General features: G+C 34.8%; 12 protein-coding genes and 1 pseudogene. 6 read left to right on the forward strand and 7 right to left on the reverse strand.

Annotated features, from left to right (window positions below; translation table 11 throughout):
* Positions 1 to 22: 22 nt before the first annotated feature.
* Entirely contained in the window at positions 23 to 3,430 is a 3,408-nt protein-coding gene (locus LEP1GSC059_RS07750) for an alpha/beta fold hydrolase (RefSeq protein WP_017213843.1), read from the reverse strand.
* Between the two features lie 1,215 nt (positions 3,431 to 4,645).
* Between LEP1GSC059_RS07750 and rsgA the strand changes: the two genes are divergently transcribed.
* Both rsgA and LEP1GSC059_RS07760 read left to right on the forward strand, forming a co-directional pair.
* Complete coding sequence (gene rsgA / locus LEP1GSC059_RS07755) at positions 4,646 to 5,725, forward strand: ribosome small subunit-dependent GTPase A (protein WP_002176488.1); 1,080 nt, start codon at positions 4,646 to 4,648, stop codon at positions 5,723 to 5,725.
* 506 nt (positions 5,726 to 6,231) lie between these two features.
* Entirely contained in the window at positions 6,232 to 8,694 is a 2,463-nt protein-coding gene (locus tag LEP1GSC059_RS07760) for a hybrid sensor histidine kinase/response regulator (protein ID WP_020980594.1), read from the forward strand.
* Positions 8,695 to 8,752: 58 nt separating this feature from the next.
* Here the strand turns inward: LEP1GSC059_RS07760 and LEP1GSC059_RS07765 are convergent, their stop codons facing one another.
* Positions 8,753 to 10,447, reverse strand: coding sequence for a B12-binding domain-containing radical SAM protein (locus LEP1GSC059_RS07765; RefSeq protein ID WP_020980576.1), 1,695 nt, complete (start codon positions 10,445 to 10,447; stop codon positions 8,753 to 8,755).
* A 111-nt stretch (positions 10,448 to 10,558) separates the two neighbouring features.
* Between LEP1GSC059_RS07765 and LEP1GSC059_RS07770 the strand changes: the two genes are divergently transcribed.
* Entirely contained in the window at positions 10,559 to 11,845 is a 1,287-nt protein-coding gene (locus LEP1GSC059_RS07770; protein WP_020980633.1) for an esterase/lipase family protein, read from the forward strand.
* On the opposite strand, the gene LEP1GSC059_RS07775 is transcribed toward LEP1GSC059_RS07770, so the two are convergent.
* Positions 11,835 to 12,830, reverse strand: a complete 996-nt coding sequence (locus tag LEP1GSC059_RS07775; protein WP_201028163.1) for a glycerophosphodiester phosphodiesterase — start codon at positions 12,828 to 12,830, stop codon at positions 11,835 to 11,837. The genes LEP1GSC059_RS07770 and LEP1GSC059_RS07775 overlap by 11 nt on opposite strands.
* Before the next feature lie 363 nt (positions 12,831 to 13,193).
* Between LEP1GSC059_RS07775 and LEP1GSC059_RS07780 the strand changes: the two genes are divergently transcribed.
* Positions 13,194 to 13,685, forward strand: coding sequence for a GlcG/HbpS family heme-binding protein (locus LEP1GSC059_RS07780; RefSeq protein WP_002176456.1), 492 nt, complete (start codon positions 13,194 to 13,196; stop codon positions 13,683 to 13,685).
* 701 nt (positions 13,686 to 14,386) lie between these two features.
* Here LEP1GSC059_RS07780 and LEP1GSC059_RS07785 read toward each other — a convergent pair.
* On the reverse strand, positions 14,387 to 14,794 hold the full coding sequence (locus tag LEP1GSC059_RS07785; protein ID WP_002176493.1) for a GFA family protein: 408 nt from the start codon (positions 14,792 to 14,794) through the stop codon (positions 14,387 to 14,389).
* Positions 14,795 to 16,106: 1,312 nt separating this feature from the next.
* Here LEP1GSC059_RS07785 and LEP1GSC059_RS22920 point away from each other — a divergent pair.
* Positions 16,107 to 16,844, forward strand: a pseudogene (locus LEP1GSC059_RS22920) (IS5 family transposase).
* 346 nt (positions 16,845 to 17,190) lie between these two features.
* Here the strand turns inward: LEP1GSC059_RS22920 and fliE are convergent.
* The 3 genes from fliE to flgB all read right to left on the reverse strand — a co-directional run bounded on the left by fliE (position 17,191) and on the right by flgB (position 18,535).
* On the reverse strand, positions 17,191 to 17,574 hold the full coding sequence (gene fliE / locus LEP1GSC059_RS07800; protein WP_002176435.1) for a flagellar hook-basal body complex protein FliE: 384 nt from the start codon (positions 17,572 to 17,574) through the stop codon (positions 17,191 to 17,193).
* Positions 17,575 to 17,576: 2 nt separating this feature from the next.
* On the reverse strand, positions 17,577 to 18,038 hold the full coding sequence (gene flgC, locus LEP1GSC059_RS07805; protein ID WP_002153185.1) for a flagellar basal body rod protein FlgC: 462 nt from the start codon (positions 18,036 to 18,038) through the stop codon (positions 17,577 to 17,579).
* Between the two features lie 65 nt (positions 18,039 to 18,103).
* Positions 18,104 to 18,535 carry a flagellar basal body rod protein FlgB gene (gene flgB, locus LEP1GSC059_RS07810; protein ID WP_002176416.1) on the reverse strand — a complete coding sequence of 144 codons (432 nt, stop codon included), beginning with the start codon at positions 18,533 to 18,535 and terminating at the stop codon, positions 18,104 to 18,106.
* Positions 18,536 to 18,656: 121 nt separating this feature from the next.
* Between flgB and LEP1GSC059_RS07815 the strand changes: the two genes are divergently transcribed.
* Positions 18,657 to 18,947: an STAS domain-containing protein gene (locus LEP1GSC059_RS07815; protein ID WP_002176442.1), complete on the forward strand. Its 291-nt coding sequence runs from the start codon at positions 18,657 to 18,659 to the stop codon at positions 18,945 to 18,947.
* Positions 18,948 to 19,328: the final 381 nt, after the last annotated feature.

The following is a 19,328-nucleotide window of genomic DNA, read 5'->3' on the forward strand; positions in this document are numbered from 1 at the left end:
AATTTATAAAATTCAAAATTCTTTAATAACGATTTAAAGACTGTAGTATAAACGGATACACATCTTTATAGGCGCTTTTTCCAAATATACAATCTATATGTCCGTAATCAGGAATTACGTGACGTCTGTATTGATTTGGGTTAAAGCGATCGATTAGTTTTTTGTATGTTGTTTCCGTACTTTCTGGAAGATAACAACGATTTTGCGCTCCATGAATGAATGTGATTGGTAGATTGAGTCGATCCAAATGGGGAACGTAGACGTCTTGTCCTTCTGAATTTACCACCTTGTGGGCACGGATCATCTTGGATAAATGTTCAAATGCCTTAATGTTGGAAACTCCGAACATTTCTCCCAAACCGTAATGATAGGTTTCTTCATTCAAATTTTCTAATTTATAAAGGCTACCGTAAAGAAAGGAGATCCTTCTGCTGACTGGGTTTACGTCGTGAGAAAAAAGAAACTGTGGTTGTAACGCTAAAACGCTATTAAAGAATCGATCCAACCAATCGTCGTGATCGTTAGTATATGCGGTCATATCCTTGATTCCAAGGACATCTAAAATTTCCGCAGTATGAAGTCCTACTTTAATATCCATTGAGGTGGGAACTTCTACATCCGCAGAAATTTGAGAAAGTACCACAGAGCGAACTCCTTCTAAACCAGCGAGTAACGCCATTGTAAAAGTAGTTGCTCCAAAACAATGAGCTACTACTTGAATCTTGTCTACTTTGGTAAGTTCTCTTACTTTGTTAACCGCTGCCGGATAATCTTTGGTAGCGATCGCATCTCCCGTATTTGGAAGAGAAGCAGAAGGAAGAGCAATCGAAGTTCTATAATCGAAAAGCCAAACGTCGTATCGATTTTCAAAAAGATATTCTAAAAGATTTGTATCGATCGTATCTATACTAAATATCAAACTAGAAACACCTAGTCCGGGAGATAACAGAACCGGTCCCTTGTTGCCACCTTTATATCTTAAAAGTCTTAAGTTGGCTCCGTCTTCTGCTTTGAAAAAATGAACTTCGGGAGGAGAAACCCGTAGAGGTCTTTTGGTTCTAGGTCTTGCGTCCTTATCCCAAGGAACGATGGAACTCGCGATTCCCCCGTAAACGTCATACAATACACCCGCAAAAAAAGAACCGAACTTCGCCAATCCTTGGATTGTATCTATTAGAGATTTTGCATGAATGACTTTCATCGTGGTCATTTGTTTTGCAAAGTCTTCTGGAAGAATGTGTAAAATCCCTTTTCCTAAAACGGGAGAATTTTCGGTTTCACCTTCGTAGATTGTAGTGAAGAGTGTACTCGTGTCTCTCCAAATGTTTGTAAGTCCGTCGTCTTGGATCCACTTGGCTCCTACAAAAAGATATTTTTTACCTTCTTCCGTGTTAAGAATCATACGATAGACCATGTTTCTGGTTTCTACTTTGTCTTCTCTGGAAATAAAAAGTAAAAACTCTCCATTTGTTACGGTAATGACGTCTTTAGAAAGAATAGGAGCTTTTACAGTGCCGAATAACGTTGCCTTGTGATCCGGATTATGAATCATCTCATTTAGATTTTCGCTTCGGATCGTAAGTAAAAATTCTATGGAAGAACCTTCATCCTTACCGATTTGATAACCTCTTTCTGTATCTTCTTTCGATTGAGTGGAAAAAAATCCTTTCATACATTCCGTGAATTCGATGCCTAATGTTTTTTCATCTGGGATGTCTGTATGTTTAGGATAAGAAGGAAGATTGTAATTGATTGTAAGACCTTTTTGAGAGACTAATTTTTCGCAGGCTCTTTCCGAGATCGCACAGATCGTAAGTAGTGGATTAACTCCTAAAGATCTAGGAATTACGGAACCGTCCATAATGTACAATCCATTATACGTTTCTTTACCGCTTTTGCTGGAATAAACCTGACAATTTTCATTGACTGCTGCAGTGGAAGCGTCGTCTCCCATTGGACAACCACCGAGAGGATGTACAGAAATTAAATCTTGATCCGTTAGTCGGTTCCATACTGGATTTTTAATATAGGTTCCTTGGAGTGGAACTGTAGCTTCTTTTAGTATGGTGCTGATTTTTTCAAAGACCGGTCTTTTACCGACGTTCGGCCAGGAAATTCTCAGACGATCGTTTTGAAGAAACATTTTTCCGTCGTTTCCGTCGTGCGCCATCACTAAATAAGTCTGAGTGTTTTTGACCGCACCTCGATAGGCGCCTAAAATAAAACTTAAGAATATTCTAATTTTCTCAACTATCCATTGAACAAGACCTTTTTTGGTTTTTACTCCTGTGAATTTAGAAGCAATTGCAAAAATTTCTGGTAATTGACCTCGAATTGCACCTGGGATAGAACCTTCTTCTATGATCATTCCTTCGTTTAAAGGTGCACCTTTACGTGTGTCGATGACTCCTGTAATACAAGGACCTACATTTACGTTCGTTTTTTTAGAACCAAAACCGATTCCGTTGATCGTAGTATTTCCATTATAAGAAAAACCTAACATATCTCCGTTTCCACTAAAACGAACTCCTACAGAGTCAGAGACGTTTAGTCCTTTTTCTTTGGAGCGAAGTAGAATTTCAGTAGAACCTAAAGCGCCCGCAGAAAGAATCACGGTTTTAGCTCGGATAAATAATTCGTCTTTACTAAATTTTTCTCGATCGAGTCCGAGAGGAACAAAATGAATCAGCCAAGAATCTTCTTGTTTTTCGATATAACTTACTTTTACTTCCGTAAAAATTTGAGCGCCGAAGTTTGCTGCATCTGGAAGGTAATTCATCAGAGTTGTATTTTTAGAAGATACGTTACAACCGGTTACACAATCTCCGCAATTTGTACAAGCTTCTTGTTTAACTCCAACGTGATTGATTTTGGATTGGAACGTTACGTTAATCGGAGTAGGATAAAATTCTTTCTTTAAAAAAGAAGCGGATGTTTTAAGTGCTTGGTGTTTGGCGAGATTTCGATATTGATTCGGGATTGGGTTTGGTCTTAACATTTCTTCAGCGAGAGAATAATACGGATCTAATCCGTGTTTACTTGCTTCTTCTCGAATATTTTTAGGCCAAGCCGGATCTTGAAACACTTCCGGAACTGCTCTAAGACTTACGTTAGCGTTGATAAGCGACGTGCCTCCCAAACCACAACCTACTAAAACGTTAATGTCTTTATTAAAGTGAAAATCAAACAGACCGTTTTTAGGACCAATTTGTTTATCTTCGTAGTTCGCTTGTACTTCTTTTAAAGCGGAAATTTCTTTATTAGGAAATTCTCCCGGTCTGATTTCTTTACCTCTTTCTAAAAGACAGACTTCGATTCCGGCTCTAGAAAGCCTGGATGCTGCAATTGCGCCACCATAACCGGATCCGATTACGACTGTTTCGTATTGATTTTTAATTTTTTCGATAGGTTGGGATATTTTTTGAATCAATGTTTTTGCCTGGATTAAATTGGCAGAACATTTTCAAAAAAGAGAAATATTGCAAGAAAAATAGCGATTGTAACTTTGAATATTTAAATTTTCTATCAGTAGGTTTTAGACGTTCGGATAAACTATGTTAGCCGATTTTGCAATAGCTTTTGCTACAAACGGAGGAGAACGTTATTTTTATTACCGTAAAACATTTGATTTGAACTTTCTCAAAAATCCAGACATGGTTATGTAGAATTTTTATTTTGAAGCTCAATTGATAATCTAGAAATAAATTATAGATGAGGCTATCGTTTACTCTCGTTTGGCGAAGAGTTGTTTTATGTATTCTTCCGATCCATAATAATGGATCTTACAAATTTTGATTACAAAGACCTTTTTGAATGTAAAATGTGATATTTTATGAGTTATCAGTAGTTTCAGAATCTATTAGGTTGTTGAAAAATTCCGTAGTTCAGATCAATAAAATTGCTTCAATCGATTGTTTCTATGAAACAGAAAAATTGGATGGAGAATTCATTTTTCAACAACTCTATTGTAAAACCTGGGAACTCATACAATTTTAAACGGTAATAAAAACTACTATAGAAACCTATAATTGTCGAGTAGACGTAATTTGTAGGAACTACTGCAAATCACAATTTTACGAATGAATTTTAAAGTTGTTCAGGAGCCCAACTATTAAGGAAATTCTTTTTCATTTTCTTCACGAATTCACCTTTTTAAAGTTTGTTTTAAGGAACTTTCTATAAAATCTAAGAAGGATGATTATCCGGCCAAATTTCTACATGAAATCTCTGTTTTTCGATTTTCATAGAATCAAAAATTTATTTATAGAGTTTATTTACTTAGAAATAGAATTCTGTTTCCTCTAACGGGGATTTGTCTCAAAATTCATAGTATCATTTTCATATTTTTTCGGATTGAGTAAAACCTCAAAAAACAATTCAAATTTATCACCCGTAAAAATGTGAGAGTTCCCACAGATTTTGTCTCATTCGGTAGATTATAATTTACAAATGTAGAATCTCGTGGAAAAAAATTTTGTATTAGTTCCCACATGGGACGGTTTGAAACTGGATTTTACATTTTCTTAACCAAGCATGGGACCAATTCTAAGTTCTTAGAGAAGTTCATGGAATTGATTTTAGAATTTAAATTCGGAAGTTTGATCAATAAAATCTAAATTTTCAGAATCTAAAAAAAAGGAAAAGTATGTCACAATCAACTTCAATCCTAATTTCTTATGGTTGGGATCCGAGCATTTATTTAGAAGAACCGAAACTTGTCGAAGACCTAAAGCCGGGCCGGGTGCTTTCTGTCTATGGAGAATATTCAAAAATAATAATAGATCAGGGAGAACGGAAGGGTATTTTTTCCGGGGGACTGATGGCTTCTGGAGAATCGATTGCAACCGGAGATTGGGTGCTTGTACGAGAAATTGAAGGTGACGAACTTTGTATCGTAGAAAAAATTCTTCCCAGAAAAACTTTTTTAAAAAGAAGTAATCCAGGAACAAGAAAAGGTTCTCAGGCGATTGCATCAAATATAGATCTTTTACTGGTGATCATGGGTTTGGACAACGATTATAGCCCGAGAAGAATAGAACGTTATTTGTTCTTGGCGAAGATCAGCGGAGCACAAGTTACAATCGTTTTAAATAAAAAGGATCTTTGTACGGATCCTGAAAGTAAATTTGCGGAAATCAAAACGATCGCTGGGGAAATTCCGATCGAAATGATTTCGGCTTTGGATTTGAAACAGACTCGAACAATTTTGCAATGGATCGGTCCAGGAAAGACGATTGCGTTTTTAGGATCTTCGGGCGCGGGTAAATCCACTATCATTAATTCTTTGTTAGGTGAAGAGGTTCAAAAAACTAACGAGGTAAAAGTTTCCGACGGAACCGGAAGGCATACTACAACACGCAGAGAATTGTTTCTTTTACCTTCTGGTGGGGTTCTTATGGACAATCCAGGAATCAGAGAAGTAGGTTTGTTTTCGGAAGGAAACGAAGAAGAACTTGAGGAAGTCTTTCCAGAAATTGCAATGGCCGCGGAAGAATGTCGTTTTAACGATTGTTCACACAACGAAGAGCCCAATTGTGGAGTTGTCGCAGCTGTAAAAGCCGGAAAAATCAGCGAAGCTAGATACCTTTCTTATTTAAAACTTTCGAAAGAACTAATGGCTTACCAAGCCTTGAATGACCCGGAAGAAGCCAGAAAGAAAAAACAAAAAGATAAACAAATGTCCAAAGCTTTACAGAAGAGACTTAAAGAAAAGGGTAGAAAATAGTTTTTACGGATTACGTCGCTTAGAGTTTGAACAAATTTTTTGAATATTAGAGTTATTGAAAAATTTCATAGCGACGATTAACAAAACTACTTCAATGACCGTTTCCATAAAACAGGAATAGATGGAGAATGAATATTTCAACAACTCTATTGTAATTTTCAAATTTACTATTCGAGCACATGAAAATAATGCTATGAATTATTTTCAAAAAAACTAGAATTTCAAAAAGCTATGAATTCCAGGTTAGCTTTAATTTTTGAGAGTTTCTACATCTTTCGTAAAATGGCCCATTAATTTTTGGTGCCATTTTCATACGTTCGAGTGGTAAAGAATCCGTTTTTTTATTACTTAAATCTATAAAATAGAATGTTAAAATTCTACGTTTAAAAAGGGATTTGTCTTAAAATTCATGGTAGGATTAATAGGAATAAAAAAAGATTTTTACTCTAAAATAGATCCCGTAGAATAGATCAAAAATCACTTTCCCAGTTTTTACTTTTTTGAATATGAGATTTTTATTATTATATATCATATTTCTATTTCATTATTCTCTAATGGCTGAATCTTTGTCTCCGGTTTCTGGAAAAATTTCACAATTACAGAAAAATTCTGCTCTAAGTTTTTACATATATTACTTTAGAAATGGTGCGGACGAAAATTTTCGGGAAAGAATTTTTGCAAGAGATCCTTCTCTTGTTTTTCAAAATATTCCTGCGGAAGTATTTTCTCTCGGCTTTACTAATGATACGGCTTGGTTTTACATTCCTTTAAAAAACGATACTGAAAAAGATTATCATGGAAAATTCGAAATTTTTAATCCTTATTTGGAAGAAGTAGATATTTTTTATCGATATGGTCCTAAAGATTCAATTCATGAAATTCTTGCGGGAACAAATCGTGTTTACGAAAAAAGTTTTCCTATGCTCGATTTTTATCTTCCTCCTGGAGAAGAAATTCAAATCGTTTGTGAGATCAAAAGTGGAACTCCTATGCGAATTCCTATTGTATTGGAATCAGAAAAAAAACACGACTTTACCAAACTATCCAGATCGATTTTAGTCGGATTGACTTTAGGATTTGGAATTGCAATGGGTTTATATAATTTTTCGTTGTACATGTTTTTTAGAACGAAATCGTACTTATATTATTTTATTATGATTTTATTTTCGACGGCTTATTTAACTTCTTGGGACGGATTGATTTCTCCATTCTTTAAACCGAATTATGGGCGGTATTATCTTCCGTTTATATTGATTCTTTTTTATACTTCCACTTTGTTTCTTTTTCTTTTTTCTATGGAATTTTTATACCCTGAAAAAAAGGAAAAATATGCAAAAATTATAATGCTTATATATACAGCCGTTAATCTGCTTTTAATACCTCTTTCTGTTTTTTATCCTACTCAATTGAATCGGGTTTCTTATTATTTGGGATTGGTCAATAATCTAATCATTGTTTATTTTTGTATCGTGAGAATTAAAGAAGGTTTTAAGTCTGCAAAGAATTTTTTGATCATTCATCTTGTATTTCCTATCGCTGGGGGCCTCACAAATTTAAGTGCCTTCGGAGCGATTACGATCGATTATCTTTCGCTTCATCTTTTGAAATTGGCGTTTATTTCTCAGTCCGTTCTTTTTTCAGTTATGCTCGTCCAGAGAATTAAAGAATTGGAATTTAGGCTTAAGGATGGTTTACAATCTGAGATTCATAAGAACATTGTACTTCTTAAAAAAGAAATCCAACAGAGAAGAGAAACCGAGTGGGAATTGATTCAAGCCAAAGAGGTCGCGGAAAAGGCTTCTAAAGTCAAAAGTAGTTTTCTTGCAAATATGAGCCACGAAATTCGGACTCCTATGAACGGCGTTTTGGGAATGGTTCAACTTTTGGGAACAACTAAACTTAACGAAGAACAAAAAGAATACGTCGGAGTTCTTTCTGTTTCCGCCAAATCGTTGTTACAGATCATCAACGATATTTTAGATTTTTCTAAAATTGAAGCTGGAAAAATTATTTTGGAAAGGGAAGTTTTTTCGATTCGTTCTGTTTTAGACGAAATTCACGATCTTCTATTTCCTCTTGCAAAACAGAAAGAGATCAATTTTCGTTTAGAAGGTAAATTGGAAATTCAAGAATACGTTTACGGAGATCCGCTTAGACTTCGACAGATTTTATGGAATCTTGCAGGTAATGGAATTAAATTTACGAATCGTGGAGAAGTGGTTCTTAAGGTGGCTCAAAAAAAAATTTCTAAAGATAACGTATCTATAGAGTTTACAGTTATGGACTCTGGAATTGGAATTCCTTTGGAAAAACAAAAACAGGTCTTTGAAGCGTTTTCTCAAAATGATACGTCTACCGCCAGAAAGTTCGGAGGTTCCGGTTTGGGACTTAGTATCACCAAACAACTTGTGGAACTTCAAGGTGGAGCTTTACAATTAGAAAGCAAAGACGGTGAGGGTTCTAAGTTTACATTCACGATTGATTATGATATTCCTTCTGTGTTGGAAATAGAAAAAATTCTTGAAGCGGAAAAAACGAAAGATTTGGAAAAATCTTTTCAAGATGTTGTTTCTAAGAGCACTCGGATTCTAGTTGCAGAAGATAATGAAACGAATTGTCTTTTGATCGAAAGGGCTCTTAAAAAATTGGGATATGATCCGACGGTAGTGCATAACGGTAGGGAAGTCATTGAAAGGATGCAGTTAGGAAATTTTGATATAATTCTTATGGATATTCATATGCCAGAAGTGGATGGGATTGAGGCTACAAAATGGATTCGTTCAAAAAATCAAAATTCGGAATCTCCTATTATCATTGCTTTGACGGCGGATGTAATTGAAAGTAATAAAGAGAAATATGTTTCTAAGGGAATGAATGATTGTCTAACTAAACCTTTGGATTTGCCAATTCTTAAAAATACTCTTGATTTTTGGTCCAATCGAGTAGAAGTCTCTCATTGGAAGTTATAAAATTTTTTGTAATATTGATTTTATTTGTGAATGTATCTTTCTGGCTTTTGGTAACTCGTTAAAACGAATTCGAATTTAACTTTGATCTTGAATCCATTAAAGACGAAAAAAAATTTAGATCGATATTTCCACCGGAAAGAGTTGTGATCTTATCCAATCCCGAAAAGACCATTTCAAAAACGTTGTATCGAAATTTATCTAAAAAAAACCAACCTTGATGTGTATAAGCATATAGTTTTTTCTCTTCCAGCAACTTTTCAAAAAGTTTTACCCCTAAATAAGATCTAGAATCATAATTTTCTAATATTCTAAAGGTCTCATTTAGAGAGATTGAACTGTTCTTTGGTATTCTGGCGCTTTTTAGAAAATTTAACATTCTAGTAATTATAAAAAGAGAATAAATATCTTCCCTTTCAAAATATTCGGAAGAAATTGCCATAGAAGTAAGTCTTGCAAGAAAAATATCAGATTCGTTTCTTTCCGGAAAGTTAGCTGCAATCGGAGAATTTGGAGTCAGATAAAAAAGGGAAGCTCCCATTAAAACTGGTTGCTCCGTGTTAAACCGAAGCGTTTGAATCATGGATTCCAAAGTTTCCATTGGGAGTCCTAGAATTTGATAAGAGGTAATTTGAAATCCGAGTTCAAATCCTTCCCGAACGATTTGAAGATATTTTTCGATCGTATGAGGTCTTTTGGTAGTTTCTCGAACGAGTTTATCAGAGCTGACTAACGCTAAATTCAAATTTGTAAATCCAGCTTCTTTCATTAAACGAAGAAGTTCCGGATCTAAGCTGATATAAGAGATTCCGTTCATGGCCACAAACCGAACATCTTTTTTTGGAAAGGTGTCAATTAATTCTTCACAGAGCTGTTTCATTTCCGGACGGAAAAAGGTCAGGTTGTCGTCTTCGAAGTCAAATACTCGATAACCTAATTCATAAGAATTTTTGATTTCGTTTAACACACGTTTTATGGTGTTTCTTCTATATTTGGTTCCGAAAGTTGTGTGGACCGAACAAAAACTACAACGATGCGGACAACTTCTGGAAGTGATGATAAAGCGCATCGGTTTTCCTTCAAAAAGATAATGTGCTTTCGATAAAGAGGAAAGATCGGGAGGAGGTAGATCTTGAATTGGGAAATTTTCTCCGATCGGATTCAGATATATTTTTCCGTTTTCTTTCCATCCAAGGGAGTCAACTAGCGCATAACGTTTTTCGTTTTGAAATTCGTTTAGAAAGTCGCAAATTGCTTTTTCTCCTTCTCCTCGAATGATAAAATCTACGTTCGGATTTGAAAGCATCAGTTCGGGACAGGCGGAAACATGAGAACCTCCCATCAAAACGGGAACGTTTAGAACCTTTTTTATCTCTTCCGCGGTTTTTAAAGCTTCTCTATAATAAGGAGAAAACAAAGAGGAAATTCCCACGAGATCTGGGTTCAAGGATTTTACTTCTTTTGATATATCTTCGTAAGAAGCGCCAAAATGGAAATATTCAAAAAACGTTGAGAACGGACTTTTATCCGGAACCGGGTAGTATTCTTTTAGATATTTGAGTTCGTTTGGAATAGGAATCGTTCTTCTTCCGGCGAGTTTATCCCTTAATCCTCTATGAAAATCTTTAATCAGTACTTCTACAGTCGGTAAAAATTTTTGTATGGCTCCTTTGAGATAACAAAGTCCGATCGGTTGTAATCGAATGTCGGTATCGTAAAAATCTTCTACTGGGGGCTGAATGAGTAGTAGCCGCATGTCGTCATAGGAACATAAGGGATTACAAGATCAAGTCTTCGTTTTGTTCTAAGTGAGGATTCAATTTTATCCATTGACCTAAAGTAAATTTTGAGTTATACTTCGCGCGCTATGGAAAAAAAAGATAGAATACCTTACAAACCTACACAACCGAGTATGGACCTAAGCAAATTGTTGGTTCGATTTGCAAAAGATACTTCGGTGGGAACCTTGGAAATGGTTCGCTCCGTTTTAAGTGAATCTTTGGATTGGTCTTCAAAGCGGTTATCCGAACTTTCGGGCGCACCTTTGGTTCAGAATACGAGTTTGGCTGAATTCTTTTTTAAATCCGGAGAAGCTCTGAAAAACGCAGGTGAAAAAACGGAACAGGGATTAACGGATTCTCTGATTTCCACTGCAAATGCAATGCAGGTAGCGTTAGTCGCTCTTGAAAATGCGGATGAAGTTGTTAAAAGAGCCCTTTTTGAGAATATTCCGGTTTCTAGTATCGTAGGCGAATCTTTTGCGGGAGTTGTGACTACTTCCCAGATCCAAGCTTCTTTTAGGCTTGGGGGTAAAGATACAGAATATCAAGAAATTCTAATGGATTGGAAAAACTCAAAATTACCTCATTTGATTTTATGTATCCCAGGTCTTTTTTGTGACGAAGGACTTTGGAATACAAGTGGAGAGGTTCCAATTTCTGAAACGATGAAAGAATGCGGTTATTATCCCATTTATCTTCGGTTTAATCCCGGGATTCATCTTTCTACGAACGCGAAAAAAATGTTGGATCTTGTGGAAAATCTTTTAAATACTCCAGAGTTGAAAGATAAAACGTTAGATGTTATTTCCTATAGCCAGGGAGGTTTGATTTTCAGAAGCGCCTTGTATCAGTCCAAACAGAATGGTTCCCAGTTTTCAAAAAAGATTCGTCATGCGCTTGTGATCAATTCTCCTGATGGAGGATCGTATATTGAAAAGATTGGTTTTTGGTTAGGGCTTGGAGCGGAATCGTTGCCAATTCTTCCGGTTCATATTTTAGGTTTTATCGGAAATCAGAGAAGTGACGCGATCAAAGATCTTTCTCATGGGATTATACGAGAAGAGGATTGGATTCAGAATGATCAGATGAAAAGATATTTAAACGATTTGTATTTCGGAGAACTTGACGACGTAAACGCAACTCAAGTTTACAGTTTAGTAACAAAGACAGAATCCAGATGGTCCTCTTGGATTGGAGACGGGATCGTGGAAAAACCGAGTCTTACTTTATTAAGTGATAAAGTGTATCGAAAAAAATCCAATCCACAATCGCGGGTTCATTGTTTGTTTGGAACTTCTCATTATCAGGTGTTGGCACATCCTCAGACGAGTGAAATTCTACGAGTGGTATTAAGTGATCGAATTAATTCTTAATAGTATGTACCAATCGGTTGGGATAATCACTGATGATGCCGTCGACTCCCGCATCGATCAATCTTCTTATTTCTTCCGGGTCATTTACCGTCCAGGGGATCACGGATATATTATGAGAATGAGCTTCTTGAACAAATTCTTTCGTGACGTATAAAAAATAAGGAGAAACAATATTTGCTTTTACTTCAATTGTCTTTTTAAGAACGTCTTTTCTGAGTCCGTTTCCAAATCCCAATTTCATCATAGCGCCTTGAAAATAGGTAAGAGAAAAAAGAGCGCTTGTTTTGAGTTTTGGATTTTTATCTTTTACAATCGGCAAAGCTTGTAAGTAAAAAGATTGAATTGTAGTTCGATCTACAACCTTTGCATCTTCTATCGCTTGAACTAAAAAACTTACGTGTTCTTTTACTTTTTCTATTGAGATTTGAGAATTATTGTCGTTTGGAAATTTTGTTTCGATATTAAATCTTAACTTGGGTCGGCTTGGATTTTTCTTTTCGACGTTTGTAATAAGTGTAAAAAATTCTTCGATCGTAATCAGTTCAGTTCCAGGAACTGGAATCTGTTCGGGATATTTAGGATTTTTTTTTGTTCCACAATCAAGTTGTTTCAACTCGGAAAGAGTCAGATCGTATAATGAAGTTGATATGATCTGAGTCCCATCCTTTTTCTGGCAAATTGCAGGATTGGTAAACGAATCGTGATGAATGATAATTTTATTATCTTTGGTTAGAACCGTATCCAATTCTAAAGTAGTCATTTCGTATCGAATTGCTTCTTCAAAAGCAGGCCATGTATTTTCAGGTTTTAGACCTCTGGCTCCTCTATGCCCTTGTAAATCTAAACTTCCATTTAGAGGTTTATTGAGAATGGGATAGCTTGAACAAAAGTTTATTCCAAAATAAAAAGTGAAAACGACTAAAGGTTTTAAGAAAAGGCCAACTTTAATTTTAAAATTCATTGATTGAGAAATTCTTTTAATTATTGATTCTAGAAAAGCATTTTTTAAAAAATTCTACTTTTGTTTACTTTATTAAATAGAGTTTTTGAGAAATTAATTCTCCAACTGTTTTCTATCTCATGGAAACGGTTGATTGAAGCAGTTTTGTTAAACTGAACTATGGGATTTTTAACAACTCTAATATTTATTGTATGAAAATCTTATAAGATACAAAAAGAATTGTTGCCCATCAAAAATAATCAATCTAAGAATTAAATTTTTTAATAAGCTACCATTATCAAATTAAAAATTCATTTTATAAAATTTCTTGAAAGTAAAACCTGTACTTAAATATTTTTTTGAATCGATTTTATTCAATCATTGTTTTACAAACCTCAAGGAGAATTTATGTATCAAAAATTTTGGGTCATCGTTGCGATTTGTTTTTTGGTTACACTTCCTAATATGGGCCAAAATCAACTCAACTTTCCTGATTATGGAAATCCGATTCGGTTAGAAGTTGCAAAGAAGATTGTTTTCAAAGCTCAATCAGAAGCAAAGAAAAACGGATGGAAGATGGTAATTTCTGTCGTAGATTCCGGAGGAAATTTAGTGTTATTGGAAAAAATGGACGGAGCACAATTTGCTTCCATTGATATTTCTCAAGGAAAAGCCAAATGCGCGAACAATTTTCGTAGATCGACTAAGACGATGGAAGAAACTGTTGCGGCTGGCGGAATTGGACTTAGAATTTTAACTTTGCCTGGTGTTTATCCTCTTGAAGGAGGAGAATTGATTTTGATCGATGGAAAGATTGCGGGTGCAATTGGAGTTTCAGGTGGAACCTCCGTTCAGGATGGACAAGTTGCCAGAAGCGGTTTGGAAATTCTCAAGGAATAATTAGAATCACCAAATTGATGTTTGGTGAGTATGAAACTTTTTCTTTAGAACAACAAAAAAATTTAGATCAATTTAATTTTAAGACTCATGCTATAAATTGTCGACAGATTGTAAAATTCAAATTCTTGAAAGTAGCAAATCTATCAACTACCCAAAATCTAAAGATTATGAAGATTTGATAATGGAAAACTACTGTCAAGTTTATAAACGTCAGACGACTTTTGTGGAAACTTCAGCATTTACTTTTTGTATGAGTTCCCACATTTGATCCATAAAGTTCAGATTCCAACTTTTTTCAGAAAAATGAATTTCATATATCGAATTCACGTTAGTTAAATTTACAATTTTTTAAATGAATTTGAGAGTAGAATCAAGTTTTGAAAATCCTATTCAAAACGTAAGCAAAATTCAAAGCAAAACTTAACGTAAAATTACGTCATTCGATTGACCACTTAAAATGTAAGAGTTCCTACAAATTCTGATTTTATAGATAAATTCTAAAATTGTAGGAACTACTACTTTTAAAAGATTTTTCTAATATTTTTACGCCAAACACGTATTAGGTCGTATAATGAGACTTAATTTGTGGGAACTACTGCAAAGATTATCAATAGAAAATACGGATTGAATGGGATTTTCAAAGTGTCCTGTTCAATTCAAAAGTAACTTTTAAACTGATTCGACTTAAATTATAATCCAGGTCAGAGGTGACGAATTTCCGAAGGTTGTGCTCTCCAGTTGTTATGAAGTCCGTCCGCGTACCAAAGAGGTGAAGTGACCAACTCTTCGAGATCTATGTTATCCAATGTAACTAAACTTACGCTGATAAACGCACCTCCTAATTCTTCAAGGTGACCTTTGGTAAATATTCTTACTCCGCAATTTTTACAGAATTGATGAGTTGCACTTTTGGTTCCAAATTGATAACTTCCAAGTTCGTTTTCGCCAGTGATCAAACGGAATGCATCTGGTTTGACCATAGAACTCCAATTTCTTACTTTAGAACAATAAGAGCAATTGCATTTGCTTGTTCCTTTAGAAAGATCAAGATTTAGTTCGTAACGAATTTTACCACAATGACAACTTCCATTATATTTTTTCAAACTCATATTTTATTTCCTGAATGATCAGATTTTTTAAAAACAAAATAGAATCGATCTATAAGAATTCAAGTCCAAAAGAATTTTTAACTAGAAAGATTTTTTACCATAAAACGAGATTTTAATTCAGGCTGTCAAAGACTGTCATATATTTTAAGTTTGTAAAAACTCAGACAATTAGAGTTGTTGAAAAATTCCATAGCGACGATTAGTAAAACTGTTTTAATTACCGTTTCCATAAAACAGAAACAGATGGAGAATTAATTTTTCAATAACTCTATTATATGAAATTTTTAATAGCTTTATTCTATAGAATATAACAACTTTTTAAAGTAATCGACAAATCTAATTTCAAAAAACTTGAGTTTATAATGTCTGCATAATGAATTACTTTGGATTTGTGGATAAATTGTCGTTTAGAAATTAAATTTCCGATAATCTATTATAAACTTTCAGTAAGTAATTCTCATTTTAAAGTATATAAAAGATATCGAATATTTTGTATCGAAACAGAACTTTGTTATTTAACGTGAGTTTGGCGTAAGAAAATGAAAAAGGGTTTTCAAAAATGTAAGTTTCTGCAATTTTAGAATTTGTTTGTAAAATCGTGATTTGCAGTAGTTCTCACAGATTAGTCACATTACAAATTTTTAAACATTTACTTTTTGTATGAGTTCTCACATTGTAGGAATTGATCCATAAAGTTCAGATCCAACTTTTTCAAAAAAATGAATTCTATGTATCGAATTCACGTTAGTTAAATTTACAGTATTCAATTTTCTAAGTGAATTTGAGAGTAGGATCAAGTTTTGAAAATCCTATTCAAAACGTAAGAAAAATTCAAAGCAAAACTTAACGTAAAATCGCGTCATTCAATAAGCCATTTGATTTTTTCGAGAATACCTATACATTTTTGTAAGAATAAAATGGATCTTAAAAATGTGGGAACTACTGCAGATTCCTAAAGCTCTAAAGATATAGGTTAATTTTTTGAACTTATTTTCAATGGATTTTTAAATAATGACGAATCGTAACATTCGATTGACCACTCAAAATGTAAGAGTTCCTACAAATTTCAATTTTATAGATTAAGAGCTTGTCCCAAAACCTGTCGAACGCCAATAGAAGTGAGACGCTGAGTTTCATAAATACGGGAACTACTATGAAAATTGAACGAGATTAGAACTGCTCGAAAGTTCACAAATTGCTAAGAGCCGGTCTCAAAACTGTTTGTAGAGAGAAAGGGTAATAATATCAATGTGAAATGGACAAATATTATTCAGAGATACCGGATGCACTTTGGAAACAAATAGCCCCATTAATCCCGAAAGAAAATGTAAATCCGAAAGGAGGTCGCAATCGAGTACCAACACGAGTAGTAATGTCAGGTATCATCTATCGAATGAAAACAGGCTGTCAGTGGCGTGCCATTCCGAATGAGTTTGGATCAGGCCAAACTTGTCACAGAAGATTTCAAGAATGGGAACGAGCAGGAGTATTCAAAAAGATTTATAAATCTATTTTAAAATATTATGATGTAAAGAATCAAATAGCATGGGACTGGGCTTCGATGGATTCGGCAATGGTTAAAGCTCCCAAAGGGGGAGCTTAACTGGGAAAAACCCTACAGACCGTGCCAAATTAGGGGTTAAACGGCATATTCTTACAGATGGAAATGGAATTCCTTTGGCAATTACATTGACTGGAGCTAACGTTCATGACAAACACGGTGTAAAAGATACGTTGAATTCAATCCTAATATTTTCCGGAAAAAGAAGAAAGAAGCCAAAACATATTTGTTTAGATAAAGGTTATGATTTCAAAGATATAGAAGTTTTAATCAAAAGAAGAAACATTCAATCTCATATTCGGAAAAAAGGTGAAAAGCCTCTCATCGGTAAATATAAAGGAAAACCTAGACGTTGTCGTTGAAAGAACTAACAGTTGGCACAATCGATTCAGGGCTAACCTAATTCGTTGGGAAAGAAAATCTGAAAATTATCTTGCATCTCTTTATCTCGCAAGCTCTATCATTGCTTTTAACTTTTTTGATAGGTAGTTTTGAGACCGGCTCTAAATGCGACTTAAATTGTGGAACAACATTTTACTAAAAATTTCTAAAGAATAATCGCCTAAAATCCTTCGAGATTTTGGGACAAACTCTAATTTTGAAATTGTAGGAACTACTACTTTTAGAAGATTTTTACGCCAAACACGTATAAGGTCGTATAATGAGACTTAATCTGTGGGAACTACTGCAGATTCCTAAATTTCACAGTAAAACTGAGACGTTACATAAGTGAAGTTATAAGCTCGAACGTCTCATTTAAAATCTTTGTAAATTTTCAAGAATCGATTTAAATATTCAATTTTAGAAATATTCTTTTAAATCGTTTAAAGCCAATTTATCTTAAAGAAGTCAGCTCTCTATAAGCGCGAATTACACCGTCTGCAATCGTTTTGGTGAATGTAAGAGCTACTCTTGCTTTTTCGGAAGCAATCATAACTTGATGAGCGTCTACAGAATTAGGATCAAAGACCATCTTTTGAGTCAATTCATCGGCTTCTACTTGAAGATCATTGACTGAAGTCAGAGCGGTTTTCATTGCTTCTGAAAAACTTTCCGCTACATAATCGGGAGAAACCGGCTGTTTTACGTCTTTATAATGTCTATCTTCCGTAATGGATACTTTGACCTGATCTCCTTTTGGACTTAAAGGATGAGCTTTACCACCGTTATAACCGGAGTTATACGAATGCCAAAGAGAAGAATTAGAATTGATTTCCATAATTAAGCCCTACCTATTTCTAAAGCCTTGTTAAACATCGCTTTTGATCCGTTGATCATTTGAACATTTGCTTCATAGGATCTGGAAGCGGAGATCATATCTGTCATCTCTGTAACGATGTTTACATTTGGCATTTCAACGTAACCTTTTTTGGGTCCGATTTGAATTGCATCTGGATGAGTCGGATCATAAACCAATCGAAGAGGGGTCATATCCTTTTCGATTTTCATTACCTTGACTCCCTTTCCTTCTCCCGGAGAAACTCCAAACGGATAAACAGGGCTTCTCCATTTGGTTCTTAAATTGATCGGAGTCATAACAACTCGATCTCTTCTAAAAGGACCGTCCCCGTTTGTATTTCGAGTTGTAGTGGAGTTTGCAATGTTATTGGAAATAACATCCATTCTCAATCTTTGAGCGGATAAGCCGGTTGCAGAAATGTTGATCGATGAAAAAAGTCCCATGGCCACTTCCTAATGTATAAAATTATGTCTCATTATGATCAATTCAAATAAATAAAACGAAATTTTTAAGCCATTCTCATGACTTGTTTCAGTTCTCTGTAGTTCTGATTGATTCTCTCTGCCATCATCATATATTGCATTTGAGAATTGGAGGCTTCTACGACTTCCTTTTCCACGTCCACATTATTCCCATCGGCTCTCATAGTAGTTAAGTAGTCCGTATTCGCTTTCGGTTGAACCTCTCGATAATCCAATGGTTTGAAGAATTGAATATGTCGTTCGTCTGAGATTTGTGTCGGAACTTCTTTGACGGCTTCGATTTTTTCGGATTCAATGGCTCTTTTGATCATCGATTCGAAAATTACTTCGGATCTTTTGAAGTGAGGAACGTCCGCATTTGCGATATTGTCCGAAATCACCTTTCTCTTAAAAATGGAATTGTTCATTCCTCTTTCCAGCAAATCCTGGGTTTTCATGAAATGGGTTTTCTCAAACATTATTTCTCTCCCTTCTCAAAAATCGGTTGAATTTGAGATTTCCAGAATAGATTTTTTTGAAGAGAAAGCTTTTTTATCCGAAATTTGGTATAGTATACGGAAGAACTTAGAATGAATTCCCATGTCAGAAATTCCTGAAACAATCGAAATCACTCCGGATCTGAGCACACTCTTTCACGATTATTATACTTTTCGAACGATGCTCATGGAAGCCATCGCCAAAAAACCAAAGAATATCGTTTTGAATTTGGGGAATATTCCAATCATGAATTCCATTTCTATCAGTTCCTTGATCTGGTTTTTAAAAAATGCACGTTCCGAAGGAATTGACTGTACAATTAGCTCGATTCACCCGGATCTTCTCAATACTTTTGAAGTACTAAATTTAAAAGATTACTTGGAAGTTCAGTAAATTTAAAAACCATAGGGTCATCCAAAAATTTTAGAACCAACTATTTTTGAATCTTTGGATAAAATGTGTAAGAGTTTATCCAAAGACCTCAAAAAATTTTATGTGATCATTCTTTAGAAATTTTTAATAAAATGCAATAGTTCCTACAAATTAAATCGCATGTGGCAATTTATCAACTTTTGAGTAGTTTTGGTTTTGTTCAATTTTCGTAGTAAGTTTCCACATTTTTGTAAAGCTCAGTATTCATTTCCTGAATGCCGATCCTTACAGTGACATTCTCTGAGTTTTACGAATTGTTTGACAGGCGTGTTGGAAACTCAGCAGAACGCTCTCTATGGATCGCGTTGGAAACTCAGCAGAACGCTTCCTGAACTCAGCCAT

Source organism: Leptospira noguchii serovar Panama str. CZ214 (assembly GCF_000306255.2).
Classification (GTDB): domain Bacteria; phylum Spirochaetota; class Leptospiria; order Leptospirales; family Leptospiraceae; genus Leptospira; species Leptospira noguchii.

Coding starts and splice junctions, on each gene's coding strand:
- rsgA (WP_002176488.1), top strand. CDS start 4,646: ATGTCACAATCAACTTCAATCCTAATTTCTTATGGTTGGGATCCGAGC.
- LEP1GSC059_RS07760 (WP_020980594.1), top strand. CDS start 6,232: ATGAGATTTTTATTATTATATATCATATTTCTATTTCATTATTCTCTA.
- LEP1GSC059_RS07765 (WP_020980576.1), bottom strand. CDS start 10,447: ATGCGGCTACTACTCATTCAGCCCCCAGTAGAAGATTTTTACGATACC.
- LEP1GSC059_RS07770 (WP_020980633.1), top strand. CDS start 10,559: ATGGAAAAAAAAGATAGAATACCTTACAAACCTACACAACCGAGTATG.
- LEP1GSC059_RS07780 (WP_002176456.1), top strand. CDS start 13,194: ATGTATCAAAAATTTTGGGTCATCGTTGCGATTTGTTTTTTGGTTACA.
- LEP1GSC059_RS07785 (WP_002176493.1), bottom strand. CDS start 14,794: ATGAGTTTGAAAAAATATAATGGAAGTTGTCATTGTGGTAAAATTCGT.
- fliE (WP_002176435.1), bottom strand. CDS start 17,574: ATGGAAATCAATTCTAATTCTTCTCTTTGGCATTCGTATAACTCCGGT.
- flgC (WP_002153185.1), bottom strand. CDS start 18,038: ATGGGACTTTTTTCATCGATCAACATTTCTGCAACCGGCTTATCCGCT.
- flgB (WP_002176416.1), bottom strand. CDS start 18,535: ATGTTTGAGAAAACCCATTTCATGAAAACCCAGGATTTGCTGGAAAGA.
- LEP1GSC059_RS07815 (WP_002176442.1), top strand. CDS start 18,657: ATGTCAGAAATTCCTGAAACAATCGAAATCACTCCGGATCTGAGCACA.